This window comes from Mogibacterium diversum (genome assembly GCF_002998925.1).
Taxonomy (GTDB): Bacteria; Bacillota; Clostridia; order Peptostreptococcales; family Anaerovoracaceae; genus Mogibacterium; species Mogibacterium diversum.
In genome coordinates this window covers 1,699,974-1,723,430 of record NZ_CP027228.1, presented here as the reverse complement: position 1 = coordinate 1,723,430, position 23,457 = coordinate 1,699,974, and the positions used below count along the sequence as shown (strand labels likewise).

17 protein-coding genes are annotated in these 23,457 nt (G+C 45.6%); 2 read left to right on the top strand and 15 right to left on the bottom strand.

Annotation, left to right across the window (positions count from 1 at the left end):
- Positions 1-83: 83 nt before the first annotated feature.
- From rlmD to C5Q96_RS08200, 6 genes are all read right to left on the bottom strand, one after another.
- Positions 84-1,670: a 23S rRNA (uracil(1939)-C(5))-methyltransferase RlmD gene (gene rlmD / locus C5Q96_RS08230; protein ID WP_205763993.1), complete on the bottom strand. Its 1,587-nt coding sequence runs from the start codon at positions 1,668-1,670 to the stop codon at positions 84-86.
- 585 nt (positions 1,671-2,255) lie between these two features.
- Positions 2,256-3,218, bottom strand: a complete 963-nt coding sequence (whiA, locus tag C5Q96_RS08220; protein ID WP_106057897.1) for a DNA-binding protein WhiA — start codon at positions 3,216-3,218, stop codon at positions 2,256-2,258.
- A gap of 79 nt (positions 3,219-3,297) precedes the next feature.
- Complete coding sequence (rapZ, locus tag C5Q96_RS08215; RefSeq protein ID WP_106057896.1) at positions 3,298-4,170, bottom strand: RNase adapter RapZ; 873 nt, start codon at positions 4,168-4,170, stop codon at positions 3,298-3,300.
- 3 nt (positions 4,171-4,173) lie between these two features.
- Positions 4,174-4,938: a PHP domain-containing protein gene (locus C5Q96_RS08210; RefSeq protein ID WP_106057895.1), complete on the bottom strand. Its 765-nt coding sequence runs from the start codon at positions 4,936-4,938 to the stop codon at positions 4,174-4,176.
- Between the two features lie 39 nt (positions 4,939-4,977).
- Positions 4,978-5,919, bottom strand: coding sequence for a UDP-N-acetylmuramate dehydrogenase (gene murB / locus C5Q96_RS08205; RefSeq protein ID WP_106057894.1), 942 nt, complete (start codon positions 5,917-5,919; stop codon positions 4,978-4,980).
- Positions 5,879-7,240, bottom strand: a complete 1,362-nt coding sequence (locus C5Q96_RS08200) for an AI-2E family transporter (protein WP_106057893.1) — start codon at positions 7,238-7,240, stop codon at positions 5,879-5,881. The genes murB and C5Q96_RS08200 overlap by 41 nt, the downstream gene beginning before the upstream one ends.
- Positions 7,241-7,450: 210 nt before the next feature.
- Between C5Q96_RS08200 and yedF the strand changes: the two genes are divergently transcribed.
- A complete protein-coding gene (gene yedF, locus C5Q96_RS08195; RefSeq protein WP_106057892.1) occupies positions 7,451-8,032 on the top strand; it encodes a sulfurtransferase-like selenium metabolism protein YedF in 582 nt (193 codons plus the stop codon).
- Between the two features lie 18 nt (positions 8,033-8,050).
- On the top strand, positions 8,051-8,332 hold the full coding sequence (locus C5Q96_RS08190) for a DUF3343 domain-containing protein (RefSeq protein ID WP_106057891.1): 282 nt from the start codon (positions 8,051-8,053) through the stop codon (positions 8,330-8,332).
- A 145-nt stretch (positions 8,333-8,477) separates the two neighbouring features.
- Here C5Q96_RS08190 and C5Q96_RS08185 read toward each other — a convergent pair whose 3' ends face one another.
- The 9 genes from C5Q96_RS08185 to rsxC all read right to left on the bottom strand — a co-directional run bounded on the left by C5Q96_RS08185 (position 8,478) and on the right by rsxC (position 23,434).
- The gene (locus C5Q96_RS08185) at positions 8,478-13,961 is read right to left on the bottom strand and encodes a Cna B-type domain-containing protein (RefSeq protein WP_106057890.1); all 5,484 of its coding nucleotides are present in this window, start codon (positions 13,959-13,961) and stop codon (positions 8,478-8,480) included.
- 339 nt (positions 13,962-14,300) lie between these two features.
- Positions 14,301-16,331, bottom strand: coding sequence for a hypothetical protein (locus C5Q96_RS08180; protein ID WP_106057889.1), 2,031 nt, complete (start codon positions 16,329-16,331; stop codon positions 14,301-14,303).
- Between the two features lie 284 nt (positions 16,332-16,615).
- Complete coding sequence (locus C5Q96_RS08175) at positions 16,616-18,019, bottom strand: alanine/glycine:cation symporter family protein (RefSeq protein ID WP_106057888.1); 1,404 nt, start codon at positions 18,017-18,019, stop codon at positions 16,616-16,618.
- Positions 18,020-18,380: 361 nt separating this feature from the next.
- Complete coding sequence (locus C5Q96_RS08170) at positions 18,381-19,274, bottom strand: RnfABCDGE type electron transport complex subunit B (RefSeq protein ID WP_106057887.1); 894 nt, start codon at positions 19,272-19,274, stop codon at positions 18,381-18,383.
- A 12-nt stretch (positions 19,275-19,286) separates the two neighbouring features.
- Positions 19,287-19,868: an electron transport complex protein RnfA gene (locus C5Q96_RS08165; RefSeq protein ID WP_106057886.1), complete on the bottom strand. Its 582-nt coding sequence runs from the start codon at positions 19,866-19,868 to the stop codon at positions 19,287-19,289.
- Complete coding sequence (gene rsxE / locus C5Q96_RS08160) at positions 19,868-20,572, bottom strand: electron transport complex subunit RsxE (protein WP_106057885.1); 705 nt, start codon at positions 20,570-20,572, stop codon at positions 19,868-19,870. Before rsxE ends, C5Q96_RS08165 begins: the two co-directional genes overlap by 1 nt.
- Positions 20,573-21,154 carry an FMN-binding protein gene (locus C5Q96_RS08155; protein ID WP_106057884.1) on the bottom strand — a complete coding sequence of 194 codons (582 nt, stop codon included), beginning with the start codon at positions 21,152-21,154 and terminating at the stop codon, positions 20,573-20,575.
- Positions 21,154-22,122 (bottom strand): RnfABCDGE type electron transport complex subunit D, encoded by a 969-nt coding sequence (locus C5Q96_RS08150; protein ID WP_106057883.1) that lies wholly within the window; start codon positions 22,120-22,122, stop codon positions 21,154-21,156. The genes C5Q96_RS08155 and C5Q96_RS08150 overlap by 1 nt, the downstream gene beginning before the upstream one ends.
- On the bottom strand, positions 22,115-23,434 hold the full coding sequence (rsxC, locus tag C5Q96_RS08145) for an electron transport complex subunit RsxC (protein WP_106057882.1): 1,320 nt from the start codon (positions 23,432-23,434) through the stop codon (positions 22,115-22,117). Before rsxC ends, C5Q96_RS08150 begins: the two co-directional genes overlap by 8 nt.
- Positions 23,435-23,457 lie beyond the last annotated feature (23 nt).

The window sequence follows — 23,457 nt, the reverse complement described above, 5'->3', positions numbered from 1 at the left end:
TAATTTTAAAATTCTCCATAAGCTGCATCTTTTGAAAAATCTATTTCAGATAATTCTTCTTCTCCGATTTCTATATCAATATGTTAGTCTGTGTTTTGTTTGGATAATAATACCACCGTCTCAACATGCATCGTCGCCACAAACATATCCACTGGTGTCGCCTCCACGAACGCATATCCGAGTTCGCCAAGCAGCTTGATATCGCGAGCCAGTGTTCCCGGGTCGCAGGACACGTACACTATCTTGTCCACCTCACAGCTTGCGACTGCTCGGAGAAGTGCCTCATCGCATCCTGCGCGCGGAGGGTCGAGGATGGCAATCTTTGGGGCATTTTCATCTATGTAATCGACGAAAAGCTTATCTTCTTTGTCGAGGAGTCTCGGCATCACCTGCTCGGCGCGGCCTGTGTAGTAGCGCGCATTTACAATTCCGTTGATTACGGCGTTGCGGTTTGCGTCGATAACGGCGTTTTTTACAGACTCGATTCCGATGATCATGCCAGCGTCGGCCGCCATGCTGAGCCCGATGGTTCCGATGCCGCAGTAGAGGTCGAAGACGGTTTCGCCGCCCTTGAGACAGGCGTATTCCCTGACCTTGGCGTAGAGCTTGCTCATCTGCTTCGTATTGACCTGGTAGAATGCCGGCGCGGAAATCTCGAATTTCATGCCATCATCTGTGATGTCGGTGATTGTGTTTGAGCCAGCCACCACCTCGTAAGCGGATGCGGGTTCGCGGAGGTCTTTTGCCTTGTTCACCTCGACAACCACGCTCTGTAGGAAGTACGGCTCCTCATCGGTCGAAACTGCATCGATTGCGTCGCTGATGGTGTAGATGACCTTCTCGGCGTTTGGCAGCTGCTTGGATGTGCCTGTAAATATGAGCATCATCTCGCCCGTGCCTTCGCAGACCTTGATGGTAAATCCCCTTAGAAATCCTTTGCCGTGCCTCGCATCGTATACGGTGAGTAGCTTGTCTCTCAGGACTTCGCGGACTGCATTTGCTGCTGCCATTGTCGCGCGTTTTTGGAGGAAGCAGTCGGTGCAATCGACTATTTTGTTGCTACCGCGCTTGTTGAAGCCGACGAGCGGGCCAGCGCTCGTCATCGCCACAGCGAATTCAGCCTTGTTGCGGTATCTGAGCATCGATTCAAATGACTCGCTGTCATCATAGCCGGCACTCTCAATCTGCTCAGAGTGCCCCGTCTCCTCGGTCTCCTCGCTCTTCCCAGGTCGCCCGATCTCCTCAGCCTGCCCTCCGTCGGCTCCGATTCTATCTGTGGCGCCCAGGACTTCCCTGACAGTTGGCTCCTCAAGGGCGCCTATACGCTCGAGCTTAGTGATTATGTTTTTGCGCTTGATGCGGAGCTGTTCGTCATAGCTAAGCTCGAGCATCGAACAGCCGCCGCAGTCCTGATAGTATGGGCACGGTGGCTGTACTCTGGCTGCGGAAGCCTCAAGAAGCGTGATTGTCTCAGCAAGTGCGTAGCGCTTCTTGAGCCTCGTGATGTGGGCGCTCACCTTATCCCCCGGAACGGCGCCCGCCACAAAAATAGCAAGGCCAGACAACCTGCCCAGTCCCTTGCCATCATCAGTCATATCTGTAATTTCGAGCTCTACGATCTGCCCTTCATTAACTACAAGAGCAGCAGTCTTATCAATATTTTCGCTCATTTTCACCTCGGAATGTTTTCTCTAAATTTATCTTTACCTAGTATTGCTTTTTAACAATTTGATTGCTAGAATTCTTCGCTTTTTAAGTGCAAATTACTTGCTTTTTGATTCCGCAGTCGCTAAAATTTTCCTAAATTTTCTCATACTCAGACTTGCTTTTAGTTGTCGCGTCCGCTAAAACCTCATCCGTATTTTTCACTTTATGCTTGATTTCTAATTCCGCAGCCGCTAAAATCTTCACCCATAATTCTTAACAATCAGTCTTGATTTCAGAACTTGCTCCTGCTAAAATTTCAACTTCATTATCTGCAGGCCTTGATTTCTCAAATCCCAACTGCTAAAATCCACCAATTATATATTAGTCATGACTTGATTTTTATTCCTCTAGCCGCTAAAATCGGTCACTTTTGCGCTTGATTTTTGAATTCCAAACCGCTAAAATCCCATCCTTTTTTCCTTGCTTCTCAGTCTTACCCCTGCTAAAATCTCCACCAAATTATTAGCCATGAAACTCCCAAAGTTTCAGCACCCATCAGCTCTCAACTGTCACTTTCAGCTCCAGATTGGCACTTTCAATATCATGATCTACCTCTCCAGCCCCTCCGCTATCTCCTTCAGCTTAGCGAAGCGCTTACTTACGCCTGGTTTCTTGATTGGCGGGCTCAGGGCCTCGCCTATCTCCGATAGGCTGGCACCTGGGAGCTCAAGCCTGAGCTCCGCAGTGTCGCGAAGTACAGGTTCGAGGTTTTCTAGGCCTAGCTTGTCCTTGATGATTTCTATATGGCGGATCTGCTGTTCGGCGGCGGTCAGGGTTCGGTCTACATTTGCGTTGTCACAGTTCGAGATCCTGTTTACTTCGCGCCTGAGCCCTCTGCCGATTCTGATATTCTCGAATTCAAGCATCGCCTCATTAGCACCCATGATTCCAAGCATATCGCTGATGTATTCAGCGCGCTTCATGTATACTATATGCTCTTCTCCGCGCTCGATTAGACCAGCTGACAGGTCGACGAAGCTACCGATTAGCTTCCTTAGGTCATGTGCGACATGTTCGCTATTGAGCACGAATTCCAGATGATAGCTCTTCTTGGGGTCGGACATGGTGCCGACACCGAGAAATAGCCCTCTCAGATAAGCCTTCTTGCAGCATTTACTCCTGACAATTGGCTGGTAGATGCCGTCACTAAGAAACTCATCACCTTCTCGGATGAGCATCATGCCGGTCTCACGTAATATCTGCGAGCTCTTTTCCTCTGGCCTGATAACCAGAGAGTATCTGTATCTATAGTTACCGCGTGATTTCCCCGGCATCTGTGAATTTCCGACTTCGATACCAGCGTTGCTACCGAAGTATTCCTTGATCAAGGTCTTATAGTGCCTTGCAATCGCTGGATTCTCTGTCGATGCTACTATTGTAAATTTTCCGCCACCAGCAAGTCTGAGGCTGCCTGCTACCCTTAGAAATCCCGTAATTTCCGCAAGCATGCAGCACTTCTTGCTCGGCATGATGCGCGCTAGTTCGCCCTTAGTCTGTGATGAGAAAGACATCTATCTGTATGACTCCCTTCAAGTTATAATTTGTACCGCTTGATCACTGCATAAGGGCTTTCGCTTATCTATAATCTATCTATTTCTTGCTAATTCCCTTTGCGATAAAATCAAGGTCTCTATGTGTCACCGTCACTCTGTATCCGTCCTCGTGGAAGAGCTCTGCCATCTTGTTAGCGATTGCCACTGATCTGTGGTGACCGCCGGTGCACCCAAAGGCGATATTGAGATGATACTTCCCCTCGTGGATGTAGCCAGGTATGAGCTCCTTGATGAGCGCGTGGTACTTGTCCACGAACTCATTTGCTAGGTCTGACTTGAACACGTAGTTTACGATTTTCTTATTGTTACCGGTGAGCTTCTTGAGACTCTTCACGTAGTATGGATTAGGGATGAACCTGACATCCACCATGATGTCTGATTCGCTTGGAATTCCATGTTTAAAGCCAAATGAAGTCACGTTGATATTGAACTGATTTCCCTCCTTGCCGAGGAATATTCTCCTCATCGCCAGGTTAAAATCAGCAACCTTCATGGTGCTGGTGTCGATGATGTAATCAGCCTTCTTACGCACGCTCTCAAGCCTTGCTCGCTCCTCTTCGATTACAGCCTGTGTAACCTTTCCGCTCGCGAGCGGGTGATGCCTTCTCGTCTCGTTGAATCTCCTAACCAGCGTTGGCGTCGACGCATCTACGAAGAATACCTCGCTCTCTATCTGCTCGCTGCTCTTCAGCTGATCGATAACCTCTACAAGATCGGAGAAAAACTCACCGCCACGGACATCGGCAACGAACGCAATCTTGTCCATGCCATTTGTCATCGAAAGTTCTACAAAATTCATCACCAGCTTAGGTGGCATATTGTCGATGCAGTAGTACCCCTGATCCTCCAGCCAATCTGCGGCCTTTGTCTTGCCTGCACCCGACATCCCTGTGACTATGACAATCTTCATCTCTTACCTCTTCTCAATATTGACAATTCTCTCTAGATCGAGCCCTGCCTCGAGTGCCCTCTCTACACCAGCGATATAAGTACCAACTTTATCCGGCACATGCGCATCGCTGCTTATGGCAAATTTCACATCGTAATTCGCCGCTATCTCGATTTCCTCCTTGGTGAGGTGCGTGTGACGAGTGCTGATTTCCATAAGCGTGTTCGTCTCTTCACAAGCCTTGCAGAGCTCCTTCATGTCGAACGGGCCCTTGTCCCCAGGGTGTGTCAGTAGAAATATATCGTTCTCATACAGCGCCCTTAGAGCCATATCGGTGTTCTTATTTCTGAGCTGCTCCCTGCTTCCAGACGGCAGTCCTGCGTGCCAGCATATATAATTGGCCGTCATGTAGCCATGCGGGAGTCCGTAGTGGTATCCAGCGTTGACGATATCGAATTTACCTAGGTTCTCCTTCTTGATATCTAGTCCATTAGGAGTGTTGATGATATTGGCCTCTACTCCTAGCAGGACTTTGACATTCGGAAACTCCCTCATAGCCTCCTCGATATCCGCTCTCATAGCTGCCAGCTTACCCATCTTGAGCCCGTAGAACTTATGTCCCGGCCCGTGATCCGTAATCGCCAGCTCGCTCAGTCCCTTGGCTGAAGCTGCAGCGACATTCTCAAGGACTGTCCCCTTGCCATGCGCATACATCTTACCGTGCGAATACCTCGTGTGAGTATGGTAGTCCGCCGTCAATTTATATAGCTTCTTAATGTTGTTTTCCATCAGCTTATCGCTTCCTTTTTCCCTTATACCCTTTTAATTCTATTCCGCATCGATAATTCTCACCTCAGGTTCGAGTTTAATCCCCGAATTCTGCTCGACTTCCTGAGCCACTATATCGATTAGTTCTCTCACGTCCTTAGAGGTAGCACCCCCTATATTGATAACGAAGCCCGAATGCTTCTCAGATACCTGCGCACCTCCGACTGTCCTACCCTTTAGTCCAGCCTCCTCGATTAGAGCTGCCGCATATCCGCCTACAGGTCTCTTGAATGTACTGCCTGCGCTCGGAAAATTCACCGGCTGCTTCGTTCTGCGCTTCTCGGCGAGTTCGTTCATCCTCTCTGCGATAGCTTCTTTATCATCCCTATGCAATCTGACCCTTGCATAAATTGCAATATCATCATTATGCTGCAGTACACTGTCACGATATGAGAACTTCATCTCCTCACCTGACAGCTCATATACCGAGCTTCCATCAGATTTCATAAGAGTTACGCTCTCGACTACGTCCTTCATCTCTCCGCCATATGCACCTGCGTTCATGAAGAGAGCGCCGCCTAAAGTCCCTGGGATTCCAGATGCGAACTCAAGTCCTGCTAGAGCGTTATCCCTAGCGAAGTTAGCAGTGCTTGACAGCATGCGAGCCGCTCCAGCTCTTATCACATCATCTACCGCTTCGAGTAGCTCGATATGCTCGAAATCACCTCCGAGCTTTACTATCACGCCGCGGTATCCTTCGTCAGCGAACAGTAGATCGGAGCCATTTCCAATCAGCATATATCTTGCGTCCTCAGCATGAAGTAGTTTCAGGAGTTTGCTGAGTTCCTCTTCACTACAGACGGTCACAACTGCATCAGCTGAACCCCCTATGCGAAAGGACGAGTGCTTACTCATCGACTCATCCTGTCTTATCTGAGCTTCAGGTATGAACTCACTTATCTTATCTATTAGGCTTATCTTTATTAAGCTTCTCTGTGACATGATTCTCTCCGTATAAATCCTTCTCTTCAATACCGAACTTGGCATAATCTGTATACGACCTTATGTCGGTCTCCTTGCTGCGTTTTCTCAGCTTGCTATTAGTCAGTTTGCCAGCATATCTATAGAACACTGCAAAAACCGGAACTCCAAGCGCCATGCCGAGGAAGCCGAACAGTCCGCCACCGATAAGTACCGCGATCAGAACCCAGAAGCTGCCTATTCCTATCGCACTGCCGACTATCTTAGGCCCGATTACATTTCCGTCGAGCTGCTGAATTACGAATATCATAACGATGAAGTATCCAGCCTTAACAGGATCCTCCAGCATGAGGAGGCACACCGATGGGATAGCTCCTAGGAACGGTCCAAAGAAAGGGATTACGTTCGTCACGCCGACGATCACTGCGATGAGCAGTGCGAGTGGCATGTTCAGCACAAGCAGGCACACATATGTCAGGATACCGATTATTATCGCATCGAGAATTCTTCCGACGATGAATCCGATAAATGTCTCGTTTATTATCTTTACAAACTCATAGAGGCTTCTCGACCTCTGCTCGGAGCATGTCGCAGCAACTATCTTGCGAGTATTTGCAAATATTATCTCTTTATAATTTAACAGGTATATCGATATGAGTATGCCGACGAACAAATTCGCACTTCCGCGCACAACACTTATAATCTGCGCCGAAACCAGATTGGCTAGGTTCTGGAAGTTATCCTTCAGTATGTTATCCCTTATCCAGTCGATAATCTCGCTGGTACCTGCATTTGCAGCCTCGTTGATCCACTTGACGATCTGTGGAAAGCTCTGCAGATGGTGCTCTGACCAAGAGGAGAAGTAAGCGAGTCTCTGCGGCATGGTGTTCATCAGGTTGACGATGCTCATGACTATCTGCGGTATGACAAAATAACCTATTAGCGCAAAGAATGCTACGATTATCATAATAGATATCGCACTCGCACCGATCTTAGCTATGGCGAGGTTCCTCTTCATCCTCACTGTAGGGTCATCTACAGCTTTAACTCTGCCTCCTGCCAGCCTCGTGCGGGAAGGTCTCTTAAGCGCCTCATGAGATATATCGCCGCTATCCCTAAGCCTTATATAAATGCCTCTCACCAGCTTGTTATATATCGGGCACAGCAGAAACGCTATGAACACACCGATGTATACCGGCATGAGTGTCTTGTTAATCGTCTCCATGCCAGCGGTGAATCTCGTCTTGCTAAGCACATTTGACAGCATGATAAGCACGGAGCCACTGACAATCAGTGCGATTGAAGCTTTGATATACGGACTTTTTACAAATTTCCTGAGCAAAATTCCACCTCTCTATCTGCACATACACATACATAATTATATTACTATAAAATGCACCCATTTTGTGGCTATCTTTGTGAAAATACAAGGTAATTCACCATATACTTTAGCCTGCCGATATTTTAGATTTCTATTTGAAGTACCTTTCCGACACTGCTATGATAATAATGTATATTTTATTTTGAATTATTAGTCTGGAGGTATCACAAGATGAGACTAGATGCAGCAGGCAAGGCATGCCCAATCCCTGTAATTATGGCAAAGAAAGAATTAGATAATGGTACTCAGAGCCTCGAGATTATCGTTGACGGACAGACACAGATCGATAACCTAGAGAGACTCGGTAACGCATATGGCAGACCTATCAGTTCAGCTCCAGAGGGCGATAAGTTCCTCGTAAGCTTTGCTGATGGAGATGGAAAAGTTCCTGAGAGCGCAAGCAGCTTCTCAGCTGATAGCTACGCAGTATTTTTCAACAAGGCTTCCGTAGGTACTGGCGACCCAGAGCTTGGATTAAACCTTGCCAAGATGGCTATATTCACACTCTCAGAGGGTGACAACATCCCTTCATACGTTCTATTCATGAACGAAGGTGTTAAGCTAACCACTGGCATCGAAGAGCAGATTGTCGACAATCTAAATACTCTAATCGAGAAGGGAACTAAGGTTCTCGTATGCGGAACTTGCCTCAACTTCTACGGAGTTAAGGACGACTGCAAGGTTGGAACTGTGAGCAACATGTTCGATATCCTCGGAGCTATGCAGGAAGTATCCAAGGTTATCACTCTATAAGGGTGGAGCAGATATTTTATGACTGAAGAGTATTATCTATACACATTCGAGTCGACTCACGGCGCTATAGCTACAGAGAAGCTTCTAAAGGCTCTCGGCTGCACCGTCATGCCCGTGCCTCGCCATATCTCGACGAGCTGCGGTATATCGGTGAGAGTTGCTGTAGATAAGTTCGGTAGCTCCAAGGAAATTTTCCTCGGTAGCACCGATCTGTCACCCGATGAATACCATGTGTATCACATCACCGATGACAAATCTGACAGAGAGCACGGCTTCAAATTTGAGCAGGTTGTGCTATAGTATACGCCGTAGATTGAACTGGGATTAAAGAGAATTAAGAGATTAAGCGAGACATAACGCTAACAAAGAAAAAGCGAGGTAAGGTTAACCCTTACCTCGCTTTTGTCTTTCTCATAATTATGTGTGTATCTCTGAGAAAAGATTTCTATGCCCTTCTAGACTTTCTTCTGATGATGATCACCATCAGCGCTAGAATCGATGATAGCAGTACGACTCCGTACACTAGTGGATACATAGTATCTCCAGTCTTAGGTCCATGCTTCTTAACCACCTTAGGGGCAGGATCATTGATCCTAGTGTTGGTTATCACCATTCCATCATCCATGTTGCCAGAGTACTCGACATTGTACTTCTGAACCTCATCCTCGGTGACAGTGTATTTGATTTCCTTGCCGTTCTTGTTGACTGGCAGATTTTCGAAATCAACTGTCCACTTTCCATCTGAGTCAGGGCTAACTGTCTTGGTGTCTACCTCATTTCCATCCGCCTTTAGACGAACTGTAATTGATGCTGGACGGTTAGCTGCGGTGTCATTTTTCCAATTCTTAGTCACCTTGACTGTTCTGGTATATGGCACATGCTTGTTCGTGAAATCATAACCGTTTTGATCTGCTGTGTACTTCTCTACCGGCACTTCCTTAACGGTGTAGTTTATCACTGCAGCATCCTCGTCATATGTATCGAGTCCGCTGAACTCGTAATGCCAGTGGTTTGCCTTTGTCGCCTTCGCGGTCTTACCTGTATCAACACCATTCGCAAATAGCTTAAAGGTCACTTCGCTAGGTCTTACTCCGTCCTGATCATCAGCGTCATCCCAGTGCTTATCACCGGACACTGAACGCTCTACGTTGTTGAACGTATTTATAATCTTATTGCCATCATAGTGCACGGTAAAGTGCCTGTTGTTGATGTCTAGAGTTGCACCTTCCTCAAGCGAGTTCCCGTCAGCATCTAGCTCTTTGAACGTATAGACGTTCTTTGCCCCTGTCACCGTATCCGAATCGAGGAGGCCTGCAAATGTCGCCTTGAAATTGTTACTGCTCAACAGAGTAGCTGTTCTATTTGTAGCAGTTCCGTTTTTATACAGCTTCACCACTACTGAATGTGCATCCTTGTAATTCTGCGATACACCGCTCCACTGCTTCGTTACCGTAACACTGCGAGTTGCCGGAATCATAGGTGACCACGGCATGGATTTTTTATTAGTGATGGTAAATCCGCTCGTCACATCTCCAGTCGTAGTTGCAGTGTATCTATATGCGCCGTAGTCAATCTTGGACTGTGCGTTAAGTCCATGCTCCTGAACTGTATATGTGTAGATGTGGCCTGTTGCGATATCAAATGACACTAGATTGCTGAACGTATAAGTCCAGTTATCAGCAGCCTTAACATCCTTGGTATCTATCACTACGCCATCGCGAAGCAGGTCAACCTTAACGCTGCTAACAGGCGCTGTATCTGTTGCCCCTGTGTGGTCTGTCCACTTTTTAGTGACTTTAACATTCTTATATGGCACAAATCTCCAGTTTCCATACACTGTCTCGTTCTTACGAACATTGACTGAGCTAATCGTGCTCGTATCGGAAGCTGATTTCTTCCAGCCTTCGAATTTCCACTCACCCTGTACGCCTGCGCTTGTAGCATGCGTGCTCGATGATAGTGGAGCAGCTAGTGTCTGGTTGTGGTCATATTCAATGCCTGTTACTGTAGCTGGTACTGCATTGTCAGTTGGAAGTCCGTAAGTAGTATCCCCTGTCACTACGTAATTTAAATCGTACTGGCGGATAGCCTTGTGATATGTAGTCTCACTCTTTACATCCATCGGTACGCCGTCGGCGCTTGTAATCTTAGCCGTATTCTTGAACACAGTGGTCTTAACTGTCTTATCCGTTAGCTTGGTTGGGATGGTTATCGACATATCACTGTCTTTTGGCAGAGTTACGTTGAACTTCAGCTTCTGTCCATCTGTTGTGAGTCCAACCCCAGTCGCATCTCTCAGCAGCACATTGTTGAGCCCTAGCGCAGTTGATTTGATGCGGATATTATCCTTATCAACTGTCAGGCCATCAGGTATAACGTCCTCGACGTTTATGTCTCTGGTTGCTAGTAGGTCATTCTTGTTCTTGATCTTGAGAGTGTACGTGATAGGAGTATCCTTTTCATTTGTAACCTCAGTTGGCGCAGCCTCTGTACCAGTAGCTGGGGTCGACTCCTTATGTAGCTCTAATTCAGGATTATGAAGTGTAATCTCCGAGTGAGCCTTGTACTTTAATAGCCTGTCGCTTGGTCCTGCCGAATCACCAGCAAAGTTACGAGCATTGGCTACAGTCTCATTTACCGCCTTCTTGCCTGCAAGGTTTTTATCCTTTGGAGCATTCATATATACGTAGAAGCTGAGGCTATTACCTTGGTCTAGTATAAAATCATTGCCTTTATTAGTCTTGCGGACATCTACGGCTATAGCCTTTATGTCCTTCTTATTGGCTGGCATAGTTGTAGACCATATAGAGTGATCATCTACGTCAAATGTGCTTGGCACCGTTGTCGCATAGTACACGACTGGCTTTGCATACTCACCTTGGCGGCCGTAAGCAGATCTATTAGACATTGAACGAACATCTACTCTGTCTAGCGTTCCCTTCCACTCTGTAGGAGCATTCTCGCCTCCGTTATCGAGCACATCGTAGAACACGAGCTTATCAGTTCTCGTATAGTTGGAAGATGTGTATGCCAATCTGTAGCTGTACTGGTTGCCGATAAATGCATCTGTCTTGCTACCATACGAATTGTCGATAGTGTTAGCAACTTCCTTGGTAAGTCCTGACTGTGTAACCGTTACAGGATTAAACTGAACTGTGTCACCAATAAAGCGCCAGTACTTATAATCACCATTTACCAGACTGTTGAACTTATCCTTCTCCGTCAGTCTGTTGAATTTATTAGAAATGTCACTTTCTTTAGGCAGTACGTAATCGTTGCCGTCAGGATCTACCTTTAAAGCAGATGTGAGCGTGACACTATTACCTCTATCAACTATGTTGCTGTATGGATTATCTAGCGTATAGTTTAAATATATGAAGTAGTTATGGTCGTTAAAATTCCTAACATCTGTAACTCTAGGTGGCAGCTCATAATCCACCTTCATCATGGTTTGACCTGAGCCTTCCCAGTCTTCGATCATCTCAACACTGAAGTCACTGCCCTGAGAGATAGCGCGATCCTGATATCCAGGACCTGCTGTCATCTGCACGCTCGACTTCTGCACGCTCGTACCTAGTGGCAGCAGCGTGTAAATCGTACCCTTCTTGTACACGTATTTATTTAGATAGTCCCTATCGGGTAGCCCTGAGTCATTAAGGGATGAAATCTGATAATAGCGAGCGGTTATCCTATTGGACTGCACGCCCTTTACTGGGTCATCTACGATATTCTGTGGATAGTAAACAATCCCCTCTCCGAAGCTTGGTGTTATAGAGGTCATAGCTACAGACTGTATCTTTAGTGGATTGCCTTCTGTATTGGTGGTCACACCTGCCTGTCCACTCTCGGAGTAGCTCACCTTTGCACTAGATGATATGAATGAAGCCCCATACTGATCCTTATCCGCTTGCAATATGCGCTTCATGTTCGCCGTCGGATGAACCTCAGCGACAGTATCGGCTTTGAAGTTGTAATTGTAGTACTCACTGGTGTACTTGTACTTCAGTCCGCTCGTATTAGCTGGCAGAGGTATCTCCTTTCCCTTCGCATCGTCGACAACTGTGTTACCATCATCGGACGTGAATGTGTACTTGCCTGTGCTGTCAAAGGTTATCTTGCCGTATCTGGTGTAAGAGTTCTCACCTGACTTCCTAGTCCATATCTCTATAGGATGTGATCTGGACTGGGTAACATCTTCGTTGTTATCTGTGGTCCAACCTCCGATTACTGACTTCATTCCATCATGAGAAGTTAGCGTTATCGCCACACTCTTGTAAGTCGCATCTTCATCCTGGAGCTTCGTCATATCCGGTATGTTGCTGCTGAAACTGTAGTTAGGTCTAAGCCTGTTCATCTTGGAGGAACTGTATAGTGGTCCCTCTTCAATCTCGGCGGTATACGGCTTAACGGTATACTCCCCAGTAGCATTGTTGTATATAGGTTCGGTTCGTGGACTTCCCTCAACCTCGGTCTCAAAGGTCTTATACTGCCCACGGCTACGAAGTTCTCTAGTTTCCCCATTCAAAACGAAATCTAGCGTACCTGTCATATTTGATCCGCCATAAGAGTGGTTACTGTAATCATATTTCCAGATGTTATTAACACCAGTATAATTGCCTACTTTAACCGTTGCAGTCGCTGTATCTGTCTCAGTCATAACTTTGCCGTTTGCAAGCTTTGTCTTGACTGTAACCTTATTGCTAACTGGTATACCGGTAGCAGAGAGGTCTACACCTCGGTTTTTAGCATCTTCGAGCATCGTCATAGGATAACGCTTCAGCATCACCATCCTATCGCTATCCCAGTCAGTATATGTCCATCCCTGCAATGTATGTAGCATAAACCCAGGCGTGTATTCTTTGAACATTCCCGGCTGATTGAGCCTGCTCTGCCATCCGCTGGCAGCAATATCTGGATATGATGTAACAGTGTATCGGTCGATATCAAATGCACTCAGAAATCCACGCTTGTCGTAAGGTGGCACATAATAGCTGTTTCGCTTAGTCGCTCCAACCAGCTCTCCATCGCTGTTATCCTGAACTACTTCATAATCAAAAGGAACGGTATCGGTCCTACCGCGCTTCATATCTGCGTACCACACTACGTAGAAGTAATCCTTGGCATCGCTAGGAGCTGGCCCCCAAGAGTTCTGCCAGTTCATGTATACGCCATTAGCCTTCGATAGATTATCCTTCTTTAGATTTAACGATACTGGCTTCGTCTTGTTCTGTATCTCCGCCGTAAGCGAACGGTTAGTGGTCACATCAGGAGTGCCGTCACCGTTGGTGTCTATCTCAAGCTTAAAGTCTAGATTCCTCTGCTGTACTCCGTCACTATCTACCTTGATATATGAAGGTCTGAACTGAAATGCCTGTTCAAAGTGAAGCTTAGCACCGCCTGCAACCTCTTTGAAGTTGGTCACTGTATAGGTGCCGTCGCCGTTATCAACGTAGTTAAAGTCACTCACTGCAGATGTCGCAGGAGCCTTAGGAATCTGCCAAGAGACGGTATTCCTAGGGGTACCGCCGTCTACTCTATTTACCGCATACTTATCAGTCCATGAATCGAACAGGTAGTTCGGCATGGTTATCTTGATAGAGCCTGCTGGTAGCTTAGTATTTGCATCGTTATTGATAGCCAAAGAATACCCTACTGTCCCGACCTTAAGATTGTCGTTAGTAGGTGTCATAATAAGCTTCTTATGATCTGGGTCTGTAGCATCATCGTAGTGATAGTCGACTACCCCAGATGATACTCCGTTCGCCCAGTCTACATTAAAATTGTAGTCAAGAGGCTGAGATGAGCCTGATCTAGTAGCTGTCGTCCCTGACGGAGAGCCGCTATCAGCCCATACAAAAAGTGAATTAAATCCTGCACTCACTACCATGAAGATAGAGAGCACAATACTCCAAATGCGTTTTTTATTCATGTATCTTCGCTCCTTTTACATTACGAATACATCACTGAAAGCATTATCTCTAGTTAACTTCCGATTGTCCTTAATCTTTACCTTTAATATTTAAATTCTATATATATTTCATAGTTTAATCAAGACTTTCGCGCTTTGTACAAATAAAAATTTTTTATTATATTGTCAGATTCATCCCGTCATGTCACCTAATATGCGCCCATACATAGACGCCATAGTGTCTCTGCATATAAAAGCAAAAGAGCGAGGCATCTGCCTCGCTCTTATTACCATTATCACTTGATTAAATATCATAGCCCCTAGGTGCTTGCTATACACCTAGTTCGTTTTAAACGCTTCCTACGCAACACTTACGCCAATCGTTACGATGGACTCTTTCCCTGTGCTGTGCGAAATTACTTTTACCTTTACCAAAGTGTATCCGTTTTCCGACATATCTGGGTGGTCGAGTACCTCCAGCGTTACGCTGCCGTCATTTGGGAAGTTTGAGATGAGTGCCTTGTACTCATTCAGAGTAGGTTCTGCATCTCCAACCTTCTTGTTGATTATCTTAGATGACAGCACTGGTGTAAATTCATCTTCAACTTCATTTCCTTCGTCAGGATTTCCCTCGTCATGGTTATTATCAACGGTGCCAGGATCTTCATTGTCGATATCTTCTACGAAAGTGATGTAGAGCGCAAAGTTAGCGTTCTTGTTCTTTTCGTAGTCCTTGTTGATGCAGTTGAAGCTGAACTTGTAGTTGTATTCATCAACCTTGAATCTGCTCTCGTATACATAGTGCTTGCCACTAATCGATGTAGTTCTAAATATAGCCTTCTTGCCGAAGTAGTCCTTATTGAGCTTTATCGTCTGTCTGTATGCTATGTTATTACTATTTTCTTCAGACTTAGCAGGGTCAGTTACCTCTTCCCAAGTCTTACCGCCATCGAAGCTGTATTCCATCTTAGTGATGTAATCTGTGCTGTAAGATTCAAAGAATATCGCAAATTCCGTACGTCTCTTCGAGCCCTTATGCGTAACTCTAGCGATTAACGCCTGGCTCTTAGTTTCATCAGAGAGATTCATCTTATCGTAAAGCTTCTCGCCAGTATCCCTGTTGGTCACTTCTATTCCGTATTTGCCGAACTCAGAGTATGGAACCACGATCTTGGTGCCATCTTCCTTAACGAGTTCAACCTTTATGCTCGACAGATCAAGAGGCTTCGCGATATCGGACTTTAGCACTCTCTGGCCTGTATATCCGTTAATCTCTGTAGGCTCTAGCATTTTGATATCGGTTATATCGTTTCCTGTCTTCTTGTCATTCTCAGAAAGCTCTAGGGCGTTATCCACGGATAGTCCAACTCCGCCTGTAGTTAGTGTAGCTCCAGAGATTGCATCCATCATCTTCTTACATTTGTGATGTTCACCCAGATACTGTCTGATAACTGGCGAAACCAGCTCTGCTCTTCTCGCATCTGTAATCTTGCTCGCATACTCTTTGCCTAGAAGCTTCTCCGCCTCCTTGGCATGATCCTTTGCGCCAGCAATCTGGTCGATGTACTTTCTGTACAATTTGAGAATAGCGATGTTTCTCTTGCCAGCTTCTCCGCATAGGTGTGGTATTACTCTCGACGAGATACCCATGTAATCGAGTCCTGAGTAGCCTTGACCCTCGACGAATACGATGCTCTCGATGACATTGTTCTTGATATTGACAACAGTCTTAACTCCGCCTCTAGCCTCATCGAATCCATCACCGAGTCCGATAAACTGTCCGTCCTTGAGCTCTCCTGTTCTCATGAATTCACTGATCTCTTTTTCTACCCTAGCATCTAGATCCAGCGCAGGAGTTACCTGCTCTCCTGGATTAACCGTAGGATTAGTACCAGGGTTCACTGGATTTGAGCCAGGGTTTATGCCTGAGTTTCCACCAGGAGTTGTACCAGGATTTTCACCCGGCTTTACATCTGGTTTAGATGGCTTCACGACAGGCTTTGATGGCTCTACGGCTGGCTTCGAAGGCTTTACAGCTGGTACTGTGCTAGTTCCGTTCTTAACCACTCGTGAAGTAGCTGTCTGATTCTGAACTCTATTATGAGAAATAACTCTTCTTGCTCTCTGGCTATCGCCCGAGCTCCTGTTTAACGCGCTGTTACCGCTTTCCCCGTTACTATTAGTCTCATAGTCCCCTGCAGTACCCTTATCTTCACTCTCCTGTGGCGTATTTTGCTCATCAGCTACATCCGTCTGTTCTTTCTTGTGGGAAACTGCAGATTTCTCTGATTTATCAGCTCCACCTCCGAACATAGCGAAAGCGATTCCCCCTGCCACTGCTAGGATGAGTGCGCCGATCAATATCGGCTTTAAGATCGCGTTCTTACCCATTCATTCCTCCTAAAATGATAGTTAGATATATTAAATTTTAGTTAACCATGACTAACTTTAGTATATCATAGAAATACATATAATTTTTATCAATCTTTTAAATCACATGTATTTTATTTGTTTATTTACTATGGTTTATGACCGCAGTCAGTAGAATTTTGAAATGCATAGCTAGTAATAGTTCCAAGCAACTTCCCGTGCATAAAAACAACGGATGCGCTGCCGCGCATCCGCTGTTCATAAAAGAAAGTACTTTAATGATATGTTGTCAATTTAAATGTATATTACTTCTTTTTCTTCTTCTCTATGACCTTATGCTTTTCTTCATCTCTGGTGTGCTCTATATGTAGAACCATACCTGTGAGAGCGAAGAGTGCAATAACGTTAGGGATTACCATCAGCTGGTTAAACATATCTGAGAGCTCCCATACGAGGTCATTCGAAGCACAAGTGCCGAGGAATATGAATACAAGTGCAATTGCCGTATACACCTTTACCGACTTCTCTCCAAACATGTAGATCATGTTAATCTTGCCGAACATGTTCCAGCCTAGGATAGTCGAGAAGGCGAAGAAGAATAGGCAGATAGCTACGAACATCGGTCCTATCTTATCACCGAAAGCTGATGCAAAAGCAGTCTGAGCGAGGTTCGTTTTATCTATACCCTTAGGAATAACTCCGCCAGCGATAGCGCCGTCTTCTGTGTACATGGTCGAAATAACCACTAGCGCGTTGAGCGTTAGGATGACGAATGTATCGACGAATACACCGATCATAGCTACAGTACCCTGATCGTGAGGGTTCTTAACGTGAGCCTGAGCGTGAGCGTGTGGAGTCGAACCCATACCAGCTTCATTCGAGAAAAGTCCTCTCTTAGCTCCCTGCGAGACAGCAGTCTTAAGAGCCATACCGAAGCCTCCTCCGATGATAGCCTGTGGCTCGAACGCATACTTGAAGATCATGCCAAATGTAGCTGGGATGTACTTTATGCGCATTATCAACAGAATCAGTCCACCTAATATGAATATAGCTGCCATGATTGGTACGATTTTCTCCGTAACGGAAGCCAGTCTCTTAGTACCACCTAGGAAGATAAATCCGCAAAGTATAACCAGAACAACACCAACTGTCCAGCCAGGTACGCCAAAGGCTGTGCTAAATGTAGCTCCGATGGAGTTTGACTGTACCATGCAGCCGAAGAATCCGAGCGCAAGTGTAATAGCTACTGCAAAGAATCCTGCGAGGAATCTTCCGAAACCGCCTTTGAATGCAGTCCTGATATAGTAAACAGGACCTCCGAGGAATTCGCCAGATGGCGCCTTCTGCCTAGTCTCGATAGCGAGCGTAGCCTCCGCATATATTGTGGCCATTCCGAAGAATGCGATAACCCACATCCAGAATATAGCTCCCGGTCCACCGGTTAAGATAGCACCTGAAGCACCTACGATGTTACCAGTTCCAACCTGAGCTGCAATAGCAGTCGCAAGAGCCTGAAATGAGCTCATGCCGTTGTCATGCTTATGACCTCTGAGGGATATTCCGCCGAAGGTTCTCTTAAACCCCTCTTTGAAATATCTTACCTGGACAAATCTAGTCTTAAACGTATACCATAGTCCAACACCAAGCAACATGAATACCAACACATAGTCTGATAAATAAGCATTTATCTCTTGCACAATCGGAAGCATCTGTTCTCTCCTTTAACTAAATAATTCCTAATTGCTAGTCGTTATGATTCCTAGCACTATGTACTTATATAAGTACATCATAAAATTATATTAGCAAAGAGATTTATTTGTGTCAACACATAAATTATTTTTTATTTTATTGTTTTGTTTGACAATTTAAAACCTTAATTTTGTATCGCATTACAACTGAATCCGTTCTAAATTCCATGTTATGAACAAAATCATGTCTTAATATAAAAGCAACTCGTAAATAAAGTAGAGCGTCCTTCATATTTCCCAACATTATTTAACTTTTTGAACAAAAAACACGACCAGCATACCGCCAGCCGTGTCTAATCGCTATATTCGATTGTACGAACCTTTACGCCTGAGCTGCTGCCTTAGCCTTCGCTTCAGCTGCTTTAGCAGCCTTCTCAGCCTCAGCCTTCTTCTTGGCGTTAATCGCCATCTTTGCGTGTCTCTCGTTATAGCTGTTGATCGATCCTGTAGGACAAACGCCCATACACATTCCGCAGTTCTTACACTTCTCGTAATCTACAGCTGCGACGTTGTTATTAACGTGAATTGCATCGAACTTACATGTCTTCTCACACTTTGCACAGCCGATACATCCGTTCGAACACTGCTTGCGAGTAACTCCGCCCTTCTCAGTGTTCATACATAGCACATGCACTTCCTTCTTGTAAGGAACCATCTTGATGATAGTCTGTGGGCATGTAACCACGCACTTACCACATGCAACACATGTGTCTCTATTAACCTTAGCAACGCCATCGATGATGCCTATAGAATCGAATTCGCAGACACCTACGCAGTCTCCAAGACCGATACATCCCTGGGAACAAGCTGAGTTGCCGTTAAAGAAGGTCTTAGCACCTGCACATGACTGCATACCCTGCCACTCAAGAATCTTCTTGGAAGCATCGCATGTTCCGTTGCACATTACCTGTGCGATCTGCTTATCAGCGCCGCCTGCAGCACGACCGAGTATGTTAGCGATCTGCTCAGCACAAGAAGCTCCACCTACTGTACAAGCGCTACAGCTTGTTGACTCATCGTTAACTACTGCGTTTGCGTAGTCATCACATCCAGCGAATCCACATCCACCGCAGTTAGCGCCAGGTAGAATCTCTCTTACCTCGGATACTCTCTCATCTACTGGAACGTAGAAAGCGTGTGAAGCGATTACTAGCAAGAGAGAAGCTATGAATCCTGCGCAAACTACAAGTACTACTGCTGTTATAATTGCGTTCATCTATACCCCTCCTTACTGGAATAATCCTGAGAATCCCATGAATGAAAGCGAGAGGATTGTTGCACTTACGAGTACCATTGGAACTCCCTTAAATGCAGCAGGTACGCCCTCTTCATTCCAGAGCTTCTCTTCACGAACACCTGCAAACAGTACCATCGCAAGGCCGAAACCCACTCCAGCTCCAGCTGTGTAAACGATAGCCTGAATGTATGTGTAGTTATAGTTGATAGCGTTAATTGTCGCACCGAGGATAGCGCAGTTTGTTGTGATCAACGGAAGGTAGATACCAAGCGACTTCTGAAGCGCTGGCATAAACTTCTTCATGAACATCTCAACGAACTGTACTAGAGCCGCGATTACGAGGATAAACACTACAGTCTGTAGATATGCGATATCTAGCTTATTAAGTACCTGTTGGATTGGCCATGTTGTAATCTCCGCAATTACCATTACGAATATTACCGCACCACTCATACCAACCGCCGATTCCATCTTGTTAGAAACTCCGAGGAATGAACAGATTCCGAGGAACTGCGATAGCAGGAAGTTATTTACAAGAACGATCGACATAAAGATGATAACTAAATTTAACATTATGCCTCAGCTCCTTTCTCCTCTGCTGCAACTTCCTTAGCTTCTGCTAGGTTGCATGAATTGTACATTGGGCATGTGCCACAGCTAAACGATTTCTTCTTGAGAGCCTTGCCATTAGTGAGTACATTTAGTACTGCGATGAGAACTCCGAATACGAAGAAACCACCAGGTGCGAGGTTGAAAAATCCGATTGGCGTGAACCATGAACCGAATACTGTCATACCAAACCATGTTCCTGCTCCGAGTAGCTCTCTGATTGTACCCATTACTGTAAGTGTGAGCGTAAATCCGAGACCCATTCCGATTCCGTCTAGAGCAGAATCAAATACAGTGTTCTTGTTAGCAAACGCCTCAGCTCTTCCGAGGATGATACAGTTTACTACGATTAGAGGAATGAATAGACCTAGCGACTTATAAAGTGCTGGCACGTATGCCTCTAGCAAGAACTGAACTACTGTTACGAATCCAGCTATTACTACGATGTAGCACGGGATTCTTACTTTGTCAGGAATAACCTTACGAAGTAGTGATATTACTACGTTAGCTGCAATCAGTACCGCTGTAGTTGAGAGTCCCATACCAAGACCGTTCGAAGCGGATGAAGATGTAGCTAGTGTAGGGCAAGTACCGATTAGAAGAACCAATACTGGGTTCTCTTTGATGATACCGTTTGTGATGATTGATAATTTACTCTTATTGCTCATTTATTTAGCCCCTCCCATAGCCTTATACTGCTTTAGACCAGCAAAAACAGATTCGTGAATAGCCTGTGAGGAAATCGAAGCTCCAGTGATATACTTAACCTTCGACTTTGAATCCTTGATAGTCTCGCTTCCAAGATCCGATAGTCCCTTGTACTGTCCAAGGTGCTTTGGGTCCTGAGCCTTTGTACCGATGCCAGGAGTATCTTGAGCACTCATAATCTTAACGTTAGTGATCTTACCCTTGTTGTCGATACCTATCATAGCAGTTAGGGTACCACCATAACTGTTTGAGTTTACAGTCACTACTACACCTGAGCCATTTACAGCCTTGGATGCCTCTGTAACGTAAATCTTATTCTTCTGAACTACTACGAGCTTTCCGTCGTAATTCTTGAATTCGCCTTTTGCCTCTGGAATCAGTTCGGACTTAGCCTTGTTCGACTCCTTGAGGTTGTTCTTATCGATGATTGGCTTCGTAACACCGTACGCCATAGCAAGTGCAAATGTAACTACGAAACAAATCAGTACGAGCACGAGGATCGGCGAAATGAAACTTGAAAATGTGCTTTCTTTTTTCTTCATTATTTCGCACCTCCCTTTACATAGCTCTTATACGACCATCTGTTGATAAGTGGTGTACAGATGTTCATAAGTAGGATTGAGAACGAAACACCTTCTGGATAGTTACCCCATAGACGGATAGCCATAGTGATAATTCCGCATCCGATACCGAACATAATCTGACCCTTGGTTAGCTTAGGCGATGTTACATAGTCTGTAGCCATGAAGAATGCACCAAGCATTACACCACCGGCACAGAGGTGGAAAATAGCCATATTGAAGTCACCCTTGTAGTATGCAAGAGCGATAACAAATACAGTTCCGAGGAACGCACATGGAATTGCTGGGGAAATTACCTTTCTCCAGATTAGGAAAAGTCCTCCAACGAGAAGCGCAAGAGCACTTACTTCACCGAGGGATCCGCCAGTGAATCCTAGGAACATGTCCATATTGGATGGAAGATCAGACTTGCTAGCTCCACCAGCAACGAGTGCTAGAGGTGTAGGCCCTGTTACAGCATCAGTCTTAGCTGCCATTCTTGGAAGTGGCCATGTTGTCATCTGTGCTGCAAACGAGATGAAAAGGAAGATTCTGGCAGTGATTGCCGGGTTAACGAAGTTTCTTCCGATTCCACCGTAGAGCTGTTTAATAACAACGATAGCTACGAAACATCCTATTACTGCCATCCATAGCGGGAAGCTGGATGGAACGTTAAATGCGATTAGTAGACCTGTTACTGCTGCACTGAGATCGCTGATTGTCTGCGGCTTCTTAGCGAGCATGTTGTATATCCATTCGAAGCCTACGCTGGCAACGATACATACAGCTGCAAGCAGCAGAACTCTAGCTCCGAAAATATATGTGCTGGCAACTAGTGCTGGAAGCATTGCAAGCAGAACAGTTCCCATTAATTTGGTAGTATCTTCATCTGTAACAATGTGTGGAGATGTGGATACTATCAGATTGTTATGAAATTTCTTATTATCCATTCTTCTTCGCTGCCTCCTTTACCAAGCCTTTCGCGAGCTTATTGGTAAAGCTCAAAGGTCGTCTTGCAGGACATACGTAAGAGCAACTTCCGCACTCCATACACTGCATAACCTTGAACTTATCAAGTGACTCTGCGTCATGTCTTTCGTAGAAATCTGCGTAGAGCATAGGAACGAGCTTGAATGGACATCCGTGATGACAACGACCACAGTTGATACATCCAGTCTCGGTCTTTACAGTAGCTGTCTCCTTGCCGAAGCATAGGAGCGAACCAGTATTCTTAACAGTTGGAGTCTCATCTGAATGAGTTGCACGACCCATCATAGGTCCACCCATTACGATCTTCTTAGGCTCCTGCTTGTATCCACCGCAAAATGCAACTACATCAGCGATGCGTGTTCCGATTGGAACGAATACGTTCTTAGGCTCAGCAACAGCATCTCCATCAACGGTGATTCTTCTCTGAACGAGAGGCATACCTGTTCTGAAGTACTGTCCCAGAATTCCGATTGTTGAAACATTACATAGAATTACACCAAGCTGTGCAGGAAGAACACCAGCATTCATAACCTTACCGGTGGTCTCATATACGAGCACACGCTCAGCTCCCTTAGGGTATCTCGACTGTAGCTTGAACACCTCGATGTTATCGATGCCGTTCTGCTGAATCAGTCTGTTTAAATTTTCGATAGCGTCAGGCTTATTCTCCTCGACTCCGATGATACCTTTCTCTAGGTTCAAATACTTCATAGTTAGAAGCATACCGTCGAGAACATCCTGTCCATCCTCTACCATAACTCTGTTATCGCCTGTGATGAATGGCTCACACTCAGCACCGTTGATAACCAGGGTAGTACATTCGTCTAGATTCTTTGGATCCATCTTGATGCTCGTTGGGAATGAAGCACCTCCTAATCCAACCATACCACTAGCTCTTACTGCCTTGACGAAATCAGCATGACTCTCAATGTGAGGAATCTGAACCTCTTCACTGATTTCCTGCTTCTTATCAGTCTCAATAACTATATGTGTCTCCATTCCGCCCATCGAAGAACGTACCGATGTGATATCAGTAACTGTTCCAGATACGCTGGAATGAATAGGAGCACTAACGAAAGCTTCTGTGTCACCGATCTTCTGACCGACTTTGACATAGTCGCCCTTTGCTACGAGAGGCTGACAAGGAGCACCAATACTCTGCGACATGCAGATTTCAACCACATCTGGAATCGGCATCACTTCGGTCTCACGACCTGCAGTATTCTTGTGATGCTTAACCAAAATGCTTGGTAAATGTTTACCTTGGCTCATCCTTAAGAACCCTTCCTTTCTTA